Genomic DNA, 16,757 nt, shown 5'->3' on the forward strand with positions numbered 1-16,757 from the left:
TGAGCCTACTTTCCGCACCTGAGAGATCCCTGAGACGGCCCTCAGCCGAGGATCGCGTAGACGGTGGAGGCGTGCGCGGCCGGGTCGCCGTCGCCGTCGGGCGTCAGCGTGACCTCCGAGAAGGCCAGCGAGCGCCCCAGCTTGGTGACGCGCACGTCGAGCAGCACGTCGCGGCCCACCACCGGCCGCTGGAACGTGGTCGACTGCTGCACGGTGGTCATCGGCACGAACCCGCCCCTGGCGGAGGAGATCGCGACGACGGTGGCGGTGTCGGCGGCGGCCATCATCGCCTGGCCGCACAACCCGCCGCCTTCCCTGGCCAGAGAGTCGGACCAGGGGAGCCGGACGACGGCGTGGCGCTCGCCCACCTCCTCCACCCGCAGCCCGAGCTCCTGGATCCAGGGAGCGAAGTATTGCCGGAGAATCGCCTGTGCGTCTTCTGGAGTCACGCGCTCATCATGCACGCTGTAGGGCATGGCGGAGGAGCGGAGCGAGCGTCCTGTGGATAACTCCGAGCAGGGGGAGGAGCGGAGCGAGCGTCCTGTGGACAACCCAGAGCGGAGGGAGCGTCCTGTGGACAACCCTGGGCCGGGGGAGGAGCGCGACCTGGCCGAGGTGTTCCTGCCGTCCACCTACGCGGCGGGCGTCCCCTACGACCTGTACGCCCGGCTCCGCCGGGAGAGCCCGGTCTGCTGGATCCCCGAGCCGGCCGTCGGCCCGTGGCGCGAGGGGCCCGGCTACTGGGGCGTGTTCCGGCACGCCGACGTCAAGCGGGTGCTGCGCAGCCCCGACGACTTCTCCTCCCACCTCGGCGCCACCCAGATCCGCGACCCCGACACCCCTGCCGACCTGGAGTTCGTCCGGTCGATGATGCTCAACATGGACCCGCCCGAGCACTCCAGGCTGCGCCGGATCGTGGCGGCCGCCTTCACGCCGCGCGCGGTCCGCGCCCTGGAACGCACGATCAAGGACCGGGTGGCGGCGCTGCTCGCGCCCGGCGAGTGCGACTTCGTCGAGGTGGCCGCCGACCTGCCGGTCTGGACGCTGGCCCACGTGATGGGCGTGCCCGAGCAGGACAGGCGGCTGCTGTACGACTGGGCCTCCCGCGTCATCGGCTACCAGGACGACGACTACGCCGGCCTGTCCACGGCCGAGGTCGAGTCCCTGACCCCCGTGGGCCGCCTGGCGGTGGCCGCCCGTCCCGAGCTCGAACCGGGCATGAACCCCAGGTCCAGGGCCGCGCTGACGGACATGTTCGCCTACGCCCACGCCCTGGCCGACACCCCGGCCGAGTCCGTCATGTCCGCAATGAGGAAGGGCGGCCTGACCGGGGCCGAGTTCGAGAACATGTTCTTCCTGTTCGCCGTCGCCGGGAACGAGACCCTGCGCAACGGCATCCCCGGCGGCCTGCTCAGCCTGCTGAGCCACCCCGCCGAGCTGGCCCGGCTGCGCGCCGACCCGTCGCTGCTGGAGTCCGCGGTCGAGGAGATGTTGCGCCACTGGCCGCCGGTGATGGACTTCCGCCGGACGGCCACCCGCGACCTGACGCTCGGCGGCCGGCGCATCCAGGCGGGCGAGAAGGTGGTCGTCTACCACGCCTCGGCCAACCGCGACCCGGCCGTCTTCGCCGACCCCGACCGCTTCGACGTGGCCCGCACCCCCAACGACCACGTCAGCTTCGGGTTCGGCCCGCACTTCTGCCTCGGCGCCCACCTGGCCCGCGTCCAGCTCCGCGCGGTCTTCACCGAGCTGCTCGCCTGGGACGTCGAACCCGCCGGCCCCCCGGTACGCCTCACCTCCAACTTCCAGAACGGCCTCAAACACCTCCCGGTACGCCTGACCCGCCGCCCGGCCTGAAGACCGCCTGCCATCCAGACAAATAAGACATCTGAGACCGATGGGCCGGATGACCGTAAGATTTGCGCCGTGAAGTCACCAGCATCGTTCAAGAAGGCCGCAGCGTGGGCCTTGCCGTACTGGACCAGAGGCCAGGCGGGGCGCGAGACGCCGCAAGACCTGTTCCGGGTGCTCTACTTCGGATGGCTGGTGGCGCTCACGCTCAAGCTCCTCGGCTCGGCCTGGGACGTCTCGTGGCACTTCAAATGGCTGCGCGACGACCTCGCCCCGCCGCACCTGCTCAACTCCGCCGGCACCGCCCTCGTCGTCGTCCTGACCGTCGTCCACGGCTACACCGGCTACGGCGTCGACAAGGCGGCGCTGCGGCTCATCCAGTGGGGAACCGGGATCTTCCTCGTCGCGGTGCCGCTCGACCTGATCAACCACCGCGTCAACGGGCTCGACATCACCTCGTGGAGCCCGTCGCACATCATGCTCTACGTTGGAACGTTCTTCATGATCATGGGCGTGATCAGGGGCTGGTTCATGGGCGCGCCCCCCGGCCGGGAGCGCACGGTCGTGCTGGGCGCCTTCCTCGCGTTCTTCCTGGAGAACGTGCACTTCCCCGAGCAGCACCAGGAGTACGGCATCCTGTCGCTCGGCGCCTGGGACAACCACGCCACCTACGCCGAGCCGATCCTGCTGCGCTTCGCCGCCGACCAGATGGGCCGTCCGGTCGACCGGATCATGATGGCCGGGTTCACCCTGCCCGTCCCCGACTACCTCTACGCGGTCTACGCCGTCGTCGGTGGGCTGTCGGTGCTGGTCGCGGCCAGGCTGCTGATCGGCAGGTTCGGCGCGGCGACGCTGGTGGCCGGCGCGTACGTCGGGTTCCGCACGCTGATCTGGCCGCTGCTCACCTTCGGCGGCTTCCCGCCGTCGGCGGTGCCGTTCTTCTTCGTGGCGGCCGGGCTGCTGGTGGACCTGGCGTTCCTGGTGCGCGTCCCGGCCGTGCGCGCCGTCGTGGGGGCGGTCGCGGTGACCGCCGGCGCCTACGGCGCGCTGGTCGTGCAGAACGCGGCCCTGGGCCCGGTCTACGGCGCGATCAAGGGCCAGACCGGCCTGTACGGAGCCCCGCCCCTGGTCACGTCGTCGGCCCTGTGGGCCGGGCTCGGCCTGCTGGCCGCCTGGCTGGCCGCCGAATGGCTCGCCGGGCGGCGCCACCGGCCGGCTCAGCCGATCGAGGCCCGGGTGATCGCGACCGCCACCCCGTAGGCCAGCCCCATCACGCCGACCTCGGCCGCCGTCCAGCTCACCAGGGCGGTGGCCCCGCCACGGCGGATCACCGGCAGCAGGCGGAAGCGGATGTGGGCGGCCAGCGGCACCAGCAGCGCCACCAGCGCCGTCTTGATCACGACGAGCACGCCGTAGTGGCTCGTCACGATCGCGCCGGGCAGCTCGACGCCGGGCGTGAGCGCCATCGTGCCGAGCCCCGTGACGAGCCCGGACAGCGAGACCAGGAGCAGGCAGACGGTGGCCATCCTGGAGAACTTCGGCAGCGCCACGGCCAGCAGCCCCCGGTGGGGGGCGACGAACACGGCCGTGGCGGCCAGGCCGCCCGCCCAGGCCGCCGCGCCCATCACGTGGATCTCCATCGAGATCATGATGGGGTCGTGCCAGACGGAGTTGACCGCGTGCCCGGTGACCGGGATGGGCAGCAGCCCGAACAGCGCCACGATGATCCGCAGCTCCGCGGGCACCTTCTCGCCGAACCTGACCGCCATCAGCCCGATGCCCGCCGCCGCCAGCGCGCACGCCGCGCTGAACAGCAGCCCCTGCCCGGTGCCGACCTCCTCGACGTAGGAGGCGATCAGGCCGAACGTGGGCACCCGGCCCGGATTGAGCTCGGCCGTCTGGAACACGATGGTGAGCAGCGCGCAGATCGCCCACGCCCAGGCCGCCAGCACGGCGAGCGGACGCACCCGGCGCAGCACCGGCTCGGTGGCGTCGGGGTCGTCGAAGCCGAGCAGCTTGGGCACCAGGCTCAGGCCGACCACGGCGACGGCGGCCAGGTCGAGCAGCACCCGGACGACCGGCAGGCCGTAGGCCACGACCGGCCCCGGCATGGGGATGCCCGGCACGGACTCCTGCGCGGTGAACGTGGACGCCGCCACGGCGGCGACGATCCCGCACACGACGAAGGCGCCGGCGACGAGCCGCCCGCCCACCACCTGCCGCCCGGAACGGGAGGAGACGGTCGCGGTCACGCCCGCGTCCCGCCCTCGGACGAGGGGCCGCCCTCAGCGGTCCCGGCGGCGGAGGTAGCCGCGGTGTCCTGGGTGTTCGAGCTGGCCGCGGTGTCCGCGGTGGCCGGGGTGGCGCGGCGGAGGGCGACGGCGGTGCCCGCGGCCAGCAGCAGCAGCGCGGCCACGATCCACACGACCGCCATGCCGGCCCCGCCGTTGGCCGCCGCCTCGGCCGCCTCCGCGCTGTCGCCCTGCTCGGCCTGCCCGGCCGAGACGCCGGTGGCCGAGGCGGCCATGGTGAAGCTGATCTTGCCGGTCACCGGATGGCCGTCGGAGGACAGGATCCGGTAGCCCACCACGTACGAGCCGCCCGCGGGCAGCGGCCTGACCTTGACGGAGACCCGCTCGGCGGCCACCTCCGCCGCGCCGTCGGCCCACGAGGAGCCGTCCGCCCCCGTCACGCCCACCTGCGCGTAGCCCTGGCGCACCGCCTGGTCGAACACCAGCGTCACCCGCGCGGGCGAGGCGGACAGCGTGGCGCCGTCCTTCGGATCGCTGCCGACCAGCACGTTGTGCGCCTGCGCGGGCAGGGCGAGCCCGACCGCGGCGCACGCGAGCAACAGGACCGTGAGTAGCCGCCTCACCGATCAAAACCTTCCATCGAACGAGTCTCGAACCCGTATATGGTCCCACCCATGACGGACCTCTTCGGCGGCGCGGCGCCCTACTACGCCAAGTACCGGCCCGGTCACGGCGATCCGGCCATCGACCGGCTGGCCCGCGCGTTCGGCCCGGACGGCGTCGTGCTCGACCTCGGCTGCGGCCCGGGGACGATCGCGATCCCGCTGGCCGGGCGGGTGCGCGAGGTGCTTGCCGTGGACCCCGACGAGGAGATGCTGGCCGAGGGGCGGCGGCTGGCGGCGGGCGTGCCCGGCGTCCGCTGGTTGCGCGGCGACTCGACGACGCTGCGGGAGCTGCCGCCGTTCGGTCACGTCGTGATGGGCCGGTCGTTCCACTGGATGGACCGCCGCGCGGTGCTGGCCGACCTCGACGCGCTGCTGCCGCCCGGCGGCGTCGTCGCGCTCGTCGGCCCCACCCGCGACCCCGCGGAGGAGCCGTGGGAGCCGGTCATGCGCCGGGTGCGCGAGCAGTTCGGGCTGACCACCTGGACGGCCGCCGGCTCCTTCCAGCAGACCGGCGAGCACCACCACGACGTGCTGGCCGCCTCGCCCTTCTCCGACCTGGAGTCCGGCCGGTACGAACACCGCCTCGCCTACGACCTCGACGCCGTGCTCGGCCTGCAGCTCTCCTACTCCTACACGGCCCCGGCCAGGCTCGGCGACCGCCTGCCCGCGTTCGTCGAGGCGGCCAGGGCCGCCCTGCTGGCCGCCGAGCCGTCGGGCCGCTGGGAGCTGACGGCGACCACCGAGGTCCTCCTCGCCCGGCGTCCCGAGTAGCCCGGCGTTCCGAGTAGCCCGGCGTCCCGGGTAGCCCGGCGGCCGGGGCTCAGCGCCGGGTGAGCCGCCGGACCGCGAGGCCCGCCACCCGCACCGCCGCCGACGGCCACAACCGGGCGGCGCGCCAGGCGATCCGCCCCGAGGCGGGCGCCACGATCAGCGCCTTGTTCCTGGCCACCCCGCGCAGGATGTCCGCGGCCAGCGCGTCGACGGGATAGAGCCGCCCCTGCGCCCGCACCGCCGCGCTCCTGGCATGGGCGGCGACGTCGTTCTGCGGCAGCCCGGGGTTGGCGTGGTCGAGCAGCGGCGTGTCGACGAACCCCGGGCAGACCACGCTCACCCGCACCCCGTACGCGGCCGCCTCGGCCCGCAGCCCCAGCGAGAGCCCGACCACGGCGTGCTTGCTCGTGGTGTACGGCAGCATCAGCGGCGCGGGCACCAGCCCGGCCAGCGAGGCGGTGTTGACGATGTGCCCGAAGCCCTGGTCCACCATGATCGGATAGGCCGCGTGCACCCCGTGGACGACGCCGCGCAGGTTCACGTCGAGCGTGCGGTTCCAGTGGTCGAGCGTCAGCTCGCGGGTGCGGCCGCCGACCGCGATGCCGGCGTTGTTGAACAGGAAGTCGAGCCGCCCGCGTTCGGCCTTCACCCGCGTGAGCAGCGCGGCCACGGCCTCGGCGTCGGTGACGTCGAGCCGGGCGAACTCCAGCCCGAAGTCGGCGGCGGCCTGCTTGCCCGCCTGTTCGTCGACGTCGGCGATCACCACCGTCGCGCCCCTGCGCCGCAGCTCCCGCGCCACCGCGCGGCCGATCCCGGAGGCGCCCCCGGTCACCACCGCGACCTTCACCGGCGCGGCTCCGCCCATATCCCCATGGCCTGCCAGACCTTCCTGCTGACGACGTTGACGAGCCCGATCTCGGCGCACAGCTCGCGCGTGCGGCTCACCGAGTCGCGGATCTCCCGCCGGGCGGCGGGGTTGTCGCGGTAGATCTCCGCCACGACGTGCGGCGGGACGCGGAAGTGCCTGATCAGCGGGCCGGGCGGCGCGAGCATGATGCGGGCCATCACGCCGAGCACGACCGGCGAGATCACGCTGAGCAACATGCGCCGGTGGCGGGGCATGCGCGGCACCCGGTTGCGGAGGTAGTGGCGGGCGAAGGAGATGTGCCTGGCCTCCTCCGCGATGTGGATGCGCATGATCGTCTCTTCCAGCGGATGGTGGGCCCGGCCGTCCTTCAGCACCTTACGCTGCACGTGGTCGATCGGGTCCTCGCCACCCAGGACGAAGACGAAGAACAGCTCGGTGGAGATCAGCGGGATCCAGGGCGCGATCTGGGCGACCAGGGACAGCGGCCGCGGCATGCCGCGTATGGGGAGCTTCGTGCGGTTCACGAACTCCTGGAACATCATCCCGTGATGTCCCTCTTCGATGGTCTCGTGGTAGACGTACCGGAACTCGGGGGAGCCGTTCGGCAGGCGGTAGGCGTAGTTGAGCAGGCCGCGCTTGAGCAGGTTCTCGAACTGCAGGCCGATCTTCATGGCGGTGGCGACCCGCCACAGGCCGATCCTGGCGCGGACCTCGGGGGGACGGCTGCGGTACCAGGGGTGGCCGCCCAGCTTGTCGACCTCGGGCAGCTCCCAGCGCGGGTCGGCCTGGTCGACGCGGAACTCCGGGTCGTCCCACGGGATGTCGCGGTAGGGCTCCCAGTGTCTGTCGACCGACGCCTTCGACAGGCGTTCGACGACCGCCTCGTAGGCGGTGCGGCCGGCGACCCTCTCGTCGTTCTCCCTGGCGGCGGCAGAGCTCGGTGCGGATGTCATCGCGGGTGCTCCTCTCCTCGCCCTTGTAATTGTACGAAGGATCCAATAGGCGCGGAAGAGGGGCCGGGGTCACAGGTTGTCGACGGGCAACCCCAGTTCGCCGGCGACCGCCGTACGCAGCAGGACGGCGGCCCGGCGGCGCGAGAGCACGTGGGGATGCACGTGCGTTTGGACCGCCAGTCCGTCGATGAGCGCGAAGATCCGCCAGGCCGCCTCCTCCGGATCGCCGCAGGCGAACGCGCCCGAGTGCACGCCGTCCTCGATGATCGAGCGCAGCAGCGAACGGCTGCGCGCGTCGATCCTGCGGGAGATCTCCTCCAGTTCCGGGCTGCGCATCGCCTCGGCCCAGGCGTCGATCCACAACCGCCACTCGTCGGAGGGGATCGCCGGGGAGCAACGCCGCAGCAGGGCGCGCAGCCGGTCGAGCGGGCCGGCGGGGGACTCCTCGATGTCGGACAGCGCGTCCAGTTGCAGCCTGGCCGCGTAGCCGAACGCCTGCGCGAACAGCCGATCCTTGGTGTCGAAGTGGTAGAAGAGCAACGCCTGGCTGACGCCCGCCGCGCGGGCGATGTCGAGGGTCCGGGTGCGACCGAACCCCTGCTCGGCGATCACTTCGCAGGCCGTCTTGAGGAGGTCTTCGCGCCTTAATCGGCTGAAACTGGGTGTCACAGCGAGTAACTCTAACTACTGATCAACGGTATTTGTAGGACAAACCGGGCACCGCGTTCGGAGGGCTCGATGGTGAGCGTGCCCTCGTGGGCCTCGGCGATCTCGCGGGCGATGGCCAGGCCGAGCCCGGTGCCGCCGGCGTCGCGGCGGCGCGAGTCGGCCAGGCGGGTGAACCGCCGGAAGACGGCTTCGCGCTGGTCGGGGGCGATGCCGGCGCCGTCGTCGAGCACTTCCAGCACCGCCTGCCCCTCCTGTTCACCCACAGTCACAGTGATCATGGTATCGGCGTGCCGCTCGGCGTTGTCGAGCAGGTTCGCCAGCAGGCGGGACAGTCGCAGCGCGTCGCCCTCGACGACCACGCCCGAGCGCAGCCGCGTCTCCACCGGCTTGCGCTCCGGGCGGCGCAGCAGCTCCTCGCGCACCAGCCTGGCCAGGTCCACCGGCTCGCGGCGGCCGGGCCCGCCGGCCTCCAGCCGGGCCAGGGTCAGCAGGTCGCCGACGATGTTCTGCAGGCGGTCCAGGCCCTCGATCACGCGCCGGCCGGTCAGGGGCCAGTCGGTCTCCTCGGGGGCGAGCATCGCCTCCTCGACCTGCGTGCGCATCGCCGCGATCGGGCTGCGCAGGTCGTGGGAGGCGTCGGAGGCGAACCTGCGCTGCTGCTCCACCGCGTGTTCGAGCCGGTCGAGGGTCTCGTTCACGGTACGGGCGAGGTCGTCGAGCTCGTCGCGGTGCCGTCCCCTGGGCACCCGGCGGCCGAGGTCGGTGGCGGTGATCTCGGCCAGCTCGTCCCTGATCGCCGAGACCGGGGTCAGCGCGTTGCGCGCGGTCAGCCAGGCCACGCAGGCCGTGACGGCGGCCAGCAGCAGCACGCCGACCCCGGTGACCGGCAGGTACCAGGGGCTGATGTACCAGGGGAGCTCAGGGGTGTAGGCGTAGATCATCCAGGGTCTGCCGCCGACGTGCGCCCGGAAGCCGACGGTGATCATGCAGTGGACGCCGCGCACCCGGTTCGTGCAGGTCGTGGTGTCGAGGCGGGCGTCGGTGCCGGTGGCGGTGCTGGTGCTGAGCGGCGGCTGCCCGCTCAGGCGCGGGCTGGCCTGCCGGATCCGGCCGTCGGCGTCGACGACCTGGATGAGGTCGGTGCCCTCGGTGACGGCCACGGGCCGCAGGCGGCCGGGGGCGTCCCGCTCGACGACGAAGGCGATGCGGCGCGCGGCGCCGGCGGTCTGCTCGGTGAGGAAGCCGGTGGCCATCGTGTGCACGATCGGCGTGACGAGGAGCGCGGTGACGCCGTAACCCGCCAGTGCGCACAGCAGGGCGGCCAGCGTCAGCCGCCGTTGCACGGACCAGCGTCTGAACATGCGCACGCACCCCTCCGACGACCAGACGATCACAGAAGGCGGGAGTGGTCCTAATTAGCGGAGTTTCGGCGACAAATGCCACCGAAAGGCCCTCCAGAGCATTGCTCTATGCGTGCCGCCGCGACCTGACTAGAGTAAGTGAACACTGATGCCAAGGAGTCGATGTGGACCTTGCAGAGTATCGGCGTGCCGCCGCGGAGTGGCTGCGCGACAACGTCCCGGCCGACGATCAGTCAGGGGCCGACGCCCTCGCCCGCGCCAAGGAGTTCATGGCCAGGCTCTACGACGCCGGCTACTCCGGCATCACCTGGCCGCGGCAGTGGGGCGGCCAGGGGCTGACGCAGGCCGAGGAGCGCGCCTTCGCCGCCGAGGCACGCGACTACACCCTCCCCACGTACGTCTTCTCCATCGGGCTCGGCATGACCGGCCCGACGCTGGTGGACCGGGGCACCGACGCGCAGCGCGAGCGATTCGTCCGGCCGCTGCTGCGCGGCGAGGAGATCTGGTGCCAGCTGTTCTCCGAACCGGGCGCCGGCAGCGACGTGGCCAGCCTGCAGACCCGCGCCGTGCGCGACGGCGACACCTGGGTCGTCAACGGCCAGAAGGTCTGGACCTCGGTCGCCCACCACGCCGACTGGGGGCTGCTGCTGGCCCGCACCGACGTCGAGGTGCCCAAGCACCGCGGCCTGACCATGTTCGTGGTCGACATGCACCACCCCGGCGTGACGGTCCGGCCGCTCAAGGACATGTCCGGCCGGGCGAACTTCAACGAGATCTTCTTCGACAACGTGACGATCCCCGACGAGCACCGGATCGGCGAGGTCAACGACGGCTGGAGCGTGGCCGTCACCACCCTGCTGCACGAGCGGCTGTCGATCTCGGCGGGCGTCGGCATGGGCGGGCAGAAGGACAACCCGGCCACCTTCGAGGCGCTGCGCGAGACGCTCGACACCAGCGACCCGCTGGTCCGCGACCAGCTCGTCGAGCTGCACATCCGCAGCCGCGCCCTGGCCCTGTTCAACCAGCGGCTGGCCCAGGAGACCAGGGCGGGCGTCTTCCCCGGCGCCCGCGGCAGCGCCGCCAAGCTGCTGCTGGCCGAGCTGACCCTGTTCCAGGCCGACCTCGCCACCCAGCTCGTCGGCCCCGAGTCCGTGGTCGGCGACCATCCGCTGTCCCGGTCGATCTCGCTGGCCCCCGGCATGGCGCTGGGCGGCGGCACCAACGAGATCATGCGCAACATCGTCGGCGACCGCGTGCTGGGCCTGCCGCCGGAGCCGCGGGTGGACAAGACCGTGCCGTTCAAGGACCTGAAGGTGGGGACGCAGGGGTGAAGCTCGTACTGAGCCAGGAACAGCAGCAGCTCCGCGAGGCCGTGCGCGACTTCCTGCGCGCCGCCTCGCCGTTGCGCAAGGCCCGCGAGGGCTACGACCCTCAGGTGTACGCCCGGCTCAACGGCGAGCTCGGCCTGTCCGGCCTGGTCGTCCCGGAGGAGCACGGCGGCGCCGGGGCCGGGCTCGCCGACCTCGCGGTGGCCCTGGAGGAGACCGGCGCCGCGCTGCTGCCCGGCCCCTTCCTCGCCACCCAGTTCGCCGCGCTCGCGCTCACCCAGGTGCCCGACAAGGAGCTGCTGGGCGGCATCGCCGAGGGACGCGTCGCCGCCACGCTCGTCCAGCCCGAGAGCGACCTCGCCTTCGACGGCACGGCCGTCACCGGCGTCCTGCCCCGGGTGCTGTCCGGCATGGAGGCGGACGTGCTGCTCGCCCCCGCGCCCGGCGACGGCGGCGTGCTGCTGGTGGCCGTCGACCTGGCCGGCCCCGGCGTCACGCGGACGCCGCTGGAGACGCTCGACCTCACGCGCGGCCAGGCCCAGGTGACCCTGGAGCGCGCCCCCGCCCGCGTGCTCGGCCGTCCGCCCGCCGGTAGCGGCATCGGCGACCGGCTGTGCGTCGCGCTCGCCGCCGAGCAGCTCGGCGTGCTGCGCGCCGCACTGGACGCCATCGTCGCCTACGCCAAGATCCGCGTCGCCTTCGGCCGCTACATCGGCTCCTACCAGGGCGTCAAGCACAAGCTCGCCGACATGCACGGCAAGCTCGAACAGGCCGAGTCGATCGTCAGGTACGCCGCCTGGGCCGCCGACGAGTCGCCCGCCGAGCTGCCCGGCGCCGCCGCCCTGGCCCAGGCGTACGTGGGCCGCGCCTGCTTCGAGGTCGCCCGCGACCACCTGCTCCTGCACGGCGGCATAGGTTTCACCTGGGAGCACGACGCGCACCTGTTCTACAAGCGGGCCAAGGCCGACGAGGTGCTGCTCGGCCCGCCCCGCATCCACCGGGCCCGTCTCGCGGAACTCCTGGAGCTGTAGATGGACATCAGCGGCCTTCCCGGCTTCTACGCCATCGCCGCCGCCGACCCCGGCCGCCTGGCCGTGATCGACACCGACGGCACGCGCACCACGTACGGCGAGCTGCTCGCCCGCGTCAACCAGGTCTCCCACGGCCTGCGGGCCCGCGGCCTCGGCAAGGGCGACGTGGTCGCCGGCGTGCTGACCAACGGCATCGACGCCGTCGTCATGCTCATGGCGACCGGCCAGATCGGGCTCTACTACGTGCCGGTCAACTGGCACCTCACCGAGTCCGAGGTGTCCTACATCCTGGCCGACTGCGACGCCAAGGTCGTCGTCACCGACGCCGCGCACGCCGTGCCGGGCGCGGAGATCGGCACGTCCGGGCTGGCCGAGGGGCAGCCCGCGGACGCCCCCGACGGGCGTACGGCCGGGGCGGTCATGTGGTACACCTCCGGCACCACCGGCTTCCCCAAGGGCGTGCAGCGCCCGCTGCCCGACGCCGAGCCGGAGGCCGTCGTGCCGCTGTACACGTGGTTCCTCGGCGAGGTCGTCGACCTCACGCCGGGCGACGCCGTGCACCTGGTGACCTCGCCGATGTACCACTCGGCGCCCTGCGCGCACACCCAGTTCGCGCTGCACCTCGGGCACACGGTGGTGATCACGCCCAGGTTCGACCCGGTCGACATCCTGGAGCTGATCCAGCGCCACCACGTCTCCAACGCCATGATGGTGCCGACCATGTTCCACCGCATGCTGCAGCTCCCCGAGGACGTCAGGGCCAAGTACGACGTGTCGAGCCTGCGCCAGGTCATCCACACGGCCGCGGCCTGCCCGGTCGCCGTCAAGCAGGCGATCATGGACTGGTGGGGCCCGGTGCTGTACGAGTACTACGGCTCCACCGAGTCCGCGATCGCCTTCTCCGTCAAGCCGCACGACTGGCTGGCCAGGCCCGGCACGGTGGGCCGCCCGGCGCCGACGTTCGAGGCCAAGATCTGCGACGAGAAAGGCGAGGAGCTGCCGCCCGGCGAGCCCGGCATGATCTACGTCAAGTCCTCGACGGGCTCCTTCGAGTACCGCAAGGACCCGGCCAAGACCGCCGCCAGCATGCTGGGCGAGTGGTACGCCCCCGGCGACATCGGCTACCTCGACGACGACGGGTTCCTGTTCCTGTGCGACCGGCGCACCGACCTGATCGTCTCCGGCGGGGTGAACATCTACCCCGCCGAGATCGAGGCCGCGCTGCTGGAGCACCCCGCGGTGGCCGACGTCGCGGTCATCGGCGTGCCCGACGAGGAGTGGGGCCACAACGTGGTCGCGCTCGTCCAGCCCGCCGAGGGCGTCGAGCCGGGCCCCGCGCTCACCGCCGAGCTGCTCGAACACTGCGGGCCCCGGCTCGCCCGGTTCAAGCACCCGAAGGTCGTCGAGTACCGCGACCGGCTCCCGCGCACCCCCACCGGCAAGTTGTCGCGCTCGAAGGTGCGCGAGGGTTACCTGGCCGAGGCGGGGAACACCAGCTCCTCGCTGTAGTCGCGGCCGTCGCCGAGGTAGAAGCGGGTGGCGAGGGTGCGGTCGGCGGTGTCGAAGATCGTGGTCCACAGCGTGCGGATCGGCTCGGCGGCCTCCTCCGCCGGCCGCACCGCGCGCAGACTGTCCCGCAGGTCCTCGGCGGACATGGTGGCGCCCTTGCTGCGCTCGTACAGGGTGCGCAGCCGGCCGTAGGTGCCCAGGCTCGCCGGGGTGTCGGCGGGCAGGGCCGCCGGGTCGGGATGGCGGTGCAGCAGGTGGTTGGTGACGCACAGCGGGCCGTCGCCGAACTCGACGGCGTGCTCGGTGCCGTCCGTGCCGCGCTCCCACACGAACGCCTGGCCGTGGGCGTCGGCGACCAGGTAGTGCAGGGGCAGGCCGAGGTCGTACTGCTTGGCCCCCAGCAGCGCCTGCTTGGCCTGGGCCGCGGTCTCGCAGGTGTCCATGAGGAACCGGGGCAGCTGCAGGCTGCCGAGCCCGACCTGCGGGGCGTCCTGCCGCGGCACGGTGGCCGTCTCGGCGTCGGCGATCAGCAGCATGACGGCCAGGCCGGCCTCGTTGATGCCGTCGATGCAGCCGTCGAGGCCGTTCATGGTGATGACGGTCGAGGCGAGCCCGTCGTCGGGCACGGTGCTGATCACGTACGGGCGGGCGGCCATGGGCAGCTCGCCGGGGCGGGCCGGCTCGCCCATGAGCCGGCCGGCGGTGTGCAGGAAGAAGTCGTAGTTGCGGCCCACCCGGCCGTGCCCGTCGGTGGACGCGGACGGCGGGCACCACAGGGCCGAGCAGGCGGCCTCCGCGGGCACGTAGTCCCAGCCGTCCAGGGCCAGCTCGTCCTGGTCGGGGTCGAGGCCGAGCGCCGCCGCGGCGCCGTCCATGCGGGCGTGGTGCTGCGGCCAGTTCCGTTCGAACCAGGACATCCTTGCTCTGATCACCGCCGGGTCGGCGGTCCTGGGCGACCAGCCGAGCCGGCGGGCCTCCTCGGTGAGCACCCGGCCGATCTCGAACTGGCTGCCGGTGACGGTGAGGTGCGTGACGAGCTGGAAGTCGTCATTGCCGCCGGCCACGCAGGTCATGTAGGTCATGCCGCCGATGGTGCCGCCGCCCGCTGACCGGACTCCTACCGTCCGCTGACCGCCCGCCCGCGAGACGATCAGCCGGTCAGCTTCCCCACCTGCTGGACGACCACCAGGACGGTCAGCGTCCCGAAGAACGCCACCGACCAGACCAGCGCCCCCAGCCGGTACGACCTGACCTTGATCGCCTCCGGCAGCGCCCGCCGGTTCAGCACGATCAGCAGGATCGAGTACACGAACATCATCACCGCCGCGAAGCAGGCCGAGAACACCAGCAGGATCAGCGGCTGGTCGAGCCCGAGCAGCAGGATCGCGATGCCGACCAGCGTCATCGCCCAGACGGTGACGAAGTACACCCGGTTCACCGAGACGGGACGGTCGCGCAGGTAGACCGTCTTGATCGTGTCCGAGGCCAGCCGCGAGGTGTAGTCGACGATGCCCATGGCCGAGGCGAACAGGGCCAGCGCGCCGATCAGCCAGAACAGGATCCCGAACCACGTGCCGACCGTGCCCTGCAGCACCTCGCCCTCGACCTTCAGGAAGCCGATGTCGTTCCTGCCCGTCACCTCCGGCCGGCCGAAGACGGTCGAGTAGGCCAGCATCGACATCAGCCCGATCGTCAGGAACGACACCAGCGCGAACGTGGCGCCCTGCTCGGCGTTGGCGAAGCGCCACCACCGGCGCCAGCGCGCCAGGTTGTCGTCGGTCGGCGGGAACTGGAAGCCGGTCGAGGCGGCCGCCTCCTCCTCGCCGGTGACCGGGCTGACCAGGCGCGGGACGTACGAACCCATGCCGAAGCCCTTGTCGCGGATCCAGTTGCTCTGGCACAGGTTCTGGCCGCCGCCCGCGCCGGCGTAGGCGACGGCGCCCATGAGCACGGCGATCCCGAGCTCCCCGGCCGGGAAGCGGGCGCCGACGGTGAGCCCCTTGCCCAGCTCGACCCAGCTGTCGGCGTTGACGGCGAACAGGATCGCGACCACGGCCAGCGTGGCCACCAGGGCGATCTTGACGAAGATCACCCGTTCGAGGGCCGTGTAGATCACCGGCGCCAGCGTCAGGCCCAGCGCGATGACGACGAGCATGCCGATCGCGATCCACCGCACCCCGCCCGCCCCGGCCCCGGTCAGGTACGTCACCATGGTCGCGGACGTCGTCACCCACCCCGGCCACAGGTTCGAGGCCAGCGTCAGCACGACGAAGACCAGCCCCCAGTGCCGCCACATCCGGCTGAACCCGGTCAGCGCGGTCTCGCCGGTGGCCAGCGTGTACCGCTCGATCTCCATGTTCAGGAACCACTGGGTGACGATGCCGACCGCGGCCCCCCAGACGAACACCAGCCCCACCTGGGAGGCGATGTAGGGCCAGAGGATGAACTCGCCCGACGCCAGCCCCACCCCCGCCCCGACCAGCCCCGGGCCGATGACGCGCCAGGTCGAGCGGGGAGGGTCGGGCAGGTCGCGGACGGCGACAGACGGCAGGACTCGCGCGGGGACGGTGGGGGTGAAGTCCGTCATGCGGATCTCCTCGTTCGGCTTCCCGTACCGTCACCTTACGCAGATCGCTCACGCCGGTGAACTATCCGGTCAGGGTCACCACGTAGTCCCCGAGGTCGGTGAGCCCGTCCACCCGCCCGCCGGACTCCATCAGGCCGCCCAGCACCTCGCGCATCGCCGTCCGCCAGGCCCTGGCCGCCGCCGGGTCGTGCACGCGCAACTGTTCGACGTCGTGCGGCGTGCCCACCAGCACGACGTCCGAGTCCGCCGGGCGCACGACCGGGCCGGAGCCGTCCTCGGCCAGCACCCGGACGCGGCCTTCCGCCGGTGCCGGCCGTGGCCGCAGCGGCCGCTCGTCCAGCGGCCACACCGCCAGCAGGCGGTCGGAGGAGTCGCCCTCGTTGATCGCGTCGGCCATGACGCCGTAGAAGTCGCGCAGGTACGCCTGCGGGCGGGCGCCCAGCTTGACCAGGTTGAACCGGGCGTTGCGGCGGACGAGCGGGTCGAAGGTCCAGCTGATGCGGTCCAGGCCGCGTTCCAGGCACCACGCCCGCTGGTGCAGCTTGAGCGCGTAGCCGATGCCCCTGCCGATCGAGGCGCCCGTCACGTGGGAGTGCAGCGCGCCGTCCGCCGCCCGGAAGCCCACCGACGCGCCCACGAGCACGTCGTCCTCGTACGCGCCGGCCACGTAGTTGCCGGTGTGCGCGAACCCGACCATCAACTCGACGCTGACCGGCGCGTTGCCCGGATCGGGCCGCCAGATGTCATCGAAAAGCCGGAAGACCTCCGCGAACTCGCCCATCTCGTGCAACTCGCGGATCGTCACACCACTCTTGGCCGCCGCCTCGGCGGCCTCCTCCCGGCTCGTCATGCCCCCCACTATGCCCGCCGGACGGCGACATGCCCGCCCGCGGACCGCGGACGGGCATGTCA

At 72.3% G+C, this 16,757-nt stretch carries 16 protein-coding genes; 6 read left to right on the forward strand and 10 right to left on the reverse strand.

All coding sequences use genetic code 11. The features are described from left to right. Positions 1-41: 41 nt before the first annotated feature. The gene (locus ACFYYW_RS28970) at positions 42-449 is read right to left on the reverse strand and encodes a PaaI family thioesterase (RefSeq protein ID WP_352321529.1); all 408 of its coding nucleotides are present in this window, start codon (positions 447-449) and stop codon (positions 42-44) included. A 124-nt stretch (positions 450-573) separates the two neighbouring features. Between ACFYYW_RS28970 and ACFYYW_RS28975 the strand changes: the two genes are divergently transcribed. Further along, positions 574-1,857 carry a cytochrome P450 gene (locus ACFYYW_RS28975; protein ID WP_387653037.1) on the forward strand — a complete coding sequence of 428 codons (1,284 nt, stop codon included), beginning with the start codon at positions 574-576 and terminating at the stop codon, positions 1,855-1,857. A 69-nt stretch (positions 1,858-1,926) separates the two neighbouring features. Then, positions 1,927-3,111, forward strand: coding sequence for a hypothetical protein (locus ACFYYW_RS28980; RefSeq protein ID WP_352321525.1), 1,185 nt, complete (start codon positions 1,927-1,929; stop codon positions 3,109-3,111). On the opposite strand, the gene ACFYYW_RS28985 is transcribed toward ACFYYW_RS28980, so the two are convergent. Together ACFYYW_RS28985 and ACFYYW_RS28990 are read right to left on the reverse strand one after the other, a co-directional pair. Next, positions 3,069-4,103 (reverse strand): CopD family protein, encoded by a 1,035-nt coding sequence (locus tag ACFYYW_RS28985; RefSeq protein ID WP_387653039.1) that lies wholly within the window; start codon positions 4,101-4,103, stop codon positions 3,069-3,071. The two genes, ACFYYW_RS28980 and ACFYYW_RS28985, sit on opposite strands and share 43 nt — an antisense overlap. Beyond that, positions 4,100-4,726 (reverse strand): copper resistance protein CopC, encoded by a 627-nt coding sequence (locus ACFYYW_RS28990; protein ID WP_387653041.1) that lies wholly within the window; start codon positions 4,724-4,726, stop codon positions 4,100-4,102. The genes ACFYYW_RS28985 and ACFYYW_RS28990 overlap by 4 nt, the downstream gene beginning before the upstream one ends. A 51-nt stretch (positions 4,727-4,777) precedes the next feature. Here ACFYYW_RS28990 and ACFYYW_RS28995 point away from each other — a divergent pair, with 51 nt between their 5' ends. Continuing rightward, positions 4,778-5,539 (forward strand): class I SAM-dependent methyltransferase, encoded by a 762-nt coding sequence (locus ACFYYW_RS28995; RefSeq protein WP_387653043.1) that lies wholly within the window; start codon positions 4,778-4,780, stop codon positions 5,537-5,539. 49 nt (positions 5,540-5,588) lie between these two features. Here the strand turns inward: ACFYYW_RS28995 and ACFYYW_RS29000 are convergent, their stop codons facing one another. From ACFYYW_RS29000 to ACFYYW_RS29015, 4 genes are all read right to left on the reverse strand, one after another. Further along, the gene (locus ACFYYW_RS29000; RefSeq protein ID WP_387653045.1) at positions 5,589-6,386 is read right to left on the reverse strand and encodes an SDR family NAD(P)-dependent oxidoreductase; all 798 of its coding nucleotides are present in this window, start codon (positions 6,384-6,386) and stop codon (positions 5,589-5,591) included. Next, entirely contained in the window at positions 6,383-7,360 is a 978-nt protein-coding gene (locus ACFYYW_RS29005; protein WP_352321515.1) for a diiron oxygenase, read from the reverse strand. The genes ACFYYW_RS29000 and ACFYYW_RS29005 overlap by 4 nt, the downstream gene beginning before the upstream one ends. Positions 7,361-7,429: 69 nt before the next feature. Then, the gene (locus tag ACFYYW_RS29010; protein ID WP_387653048.1) at positions 7,430-8,029 is read right to left on the reverse strand and encodes a TetR/AcrR family transcriptional regulator; all 600 of its coding nucleotides are present in this window, start codon (positions 8,027-8,029) and stop codon (positions 7,430-7,432) included. A gap of 11 nt (positions 8,030-8,040) precedes the next feature. Beyond that, complete coding sequence (locus ACFYYW_RS29015; protein WP_387653050.1) at positions 8,041-9,390, reverse strand: ATP-binding protein; 1,350 nt, start codon at positions 9,388-9,390, stop codon at positions 8,041-8,043. A gap of 164 nt (positions 9,391-9,554) precedes the next feature. Here ACFYYW_RS29015 and ACFYYW_RS29020 point away from each other — a divergent pair, with 164 nt between their 5' ends. Genes ACFYYW_RS29020 through ACFYYW_RS29030 form a run of 3 tightly spaced genes read left to right on the forward strand, consistent with a single transcriptional unit; the run spans position 9,555 to position 13,258 of the window. Next, on the forward strand, positions 9,555-10,721 hold the full coding sequence (locus tag ACFYYW_RS29020; RefSeq protein WP_387653052.1) for an acyl-CoA dehydrogenase family protein: 1,167 nt from the start codon (positions 9,555-9,557) through the stop codon (positions 10,719-10,721). Further along, positions 10,718-11,749 (forward strand): acyl-CoA dehydrogenase family protein, encoded by a 1,032-nt coding sequence (locus tag ACFYYW_RS29025; protein ID WP_387653054.1) that lies wholly within the window; start codon positions 10,718-10,720, stop codon positions 11,747-11,749. Before ACFYYW_RS29020 ends, ACFYYW_RS29025 begins: the two co-directional genes overlap by 4 nt. Next, complete coding sequence (locus tag ACFYYW_RS29030) at positions 11,750-13,258, forward strand: AMP-binding protein (protein WP_387653056.1); 1,509 nt, start codon at positions 11,750-11,752, stop codon at positions 13,256-13,258. On the opposite strand, the gene ACFYYW_RS29035 is transcribed toward ACFYYW_RS29030, so the two are convergent. The 3 genes from ACFYYW_RS29035 to ACFYYW_RS29045 all read right to left on the reverse strand — a co-directional run bounded on the left by ACFYYW_RS29035 (position 13,219) and on the right by ACFYYW_RS29045 (position 16,695). Beyond that, a complete protein-coding gene (locus ACFYYW_RS29035) occupies positions 13,219-14,340 on the reverse strand; it encodes a C45 family autoproteolytic acyltransferase/hydolase (protein ID WP_387653058.1) in 1,122 nt (373 codons plus the stop codon). The genes ACFYYW_RS29030 and ACFYYW_RS29035 overlap by 40 nt on opposite strands. Before the next feature lie 68 nt (positions 14,341-14,408). After that, positions 14,409-15,845, reverse strand: a complete 1,437-nt coding sequence (locus ACFYYW_RS29040) for an Nramp family divalent metal transporter (protein ID WP_352321501.1) — start codon at positions 15,843-15,845, stop codon at positions 14,409-14,411. A 61-nt stretch (positions 15,846-15,906) separates the two neighbouring features. Next, entirely contained in the window at positions 15,907-16,695 is a 789-nt protein-coding gene (locus ACFYYW_RS29045) for a GNAT family N-acetyltransferase (RefSeq protein WP_387653060.1), read from the reverse strand. Between the last annotated feature and the right edge of the window lie 62 nt (positions 16,696-16,757).

This window comes from Nonomuraea sp. NPDC001831 (assembly GCF_042892035.1).
Lineage (GTDB): Bacteria > Actinomycetota > Actinomycetes > Streptosporangiales > Streptosporangiaceae > Nonomuraea.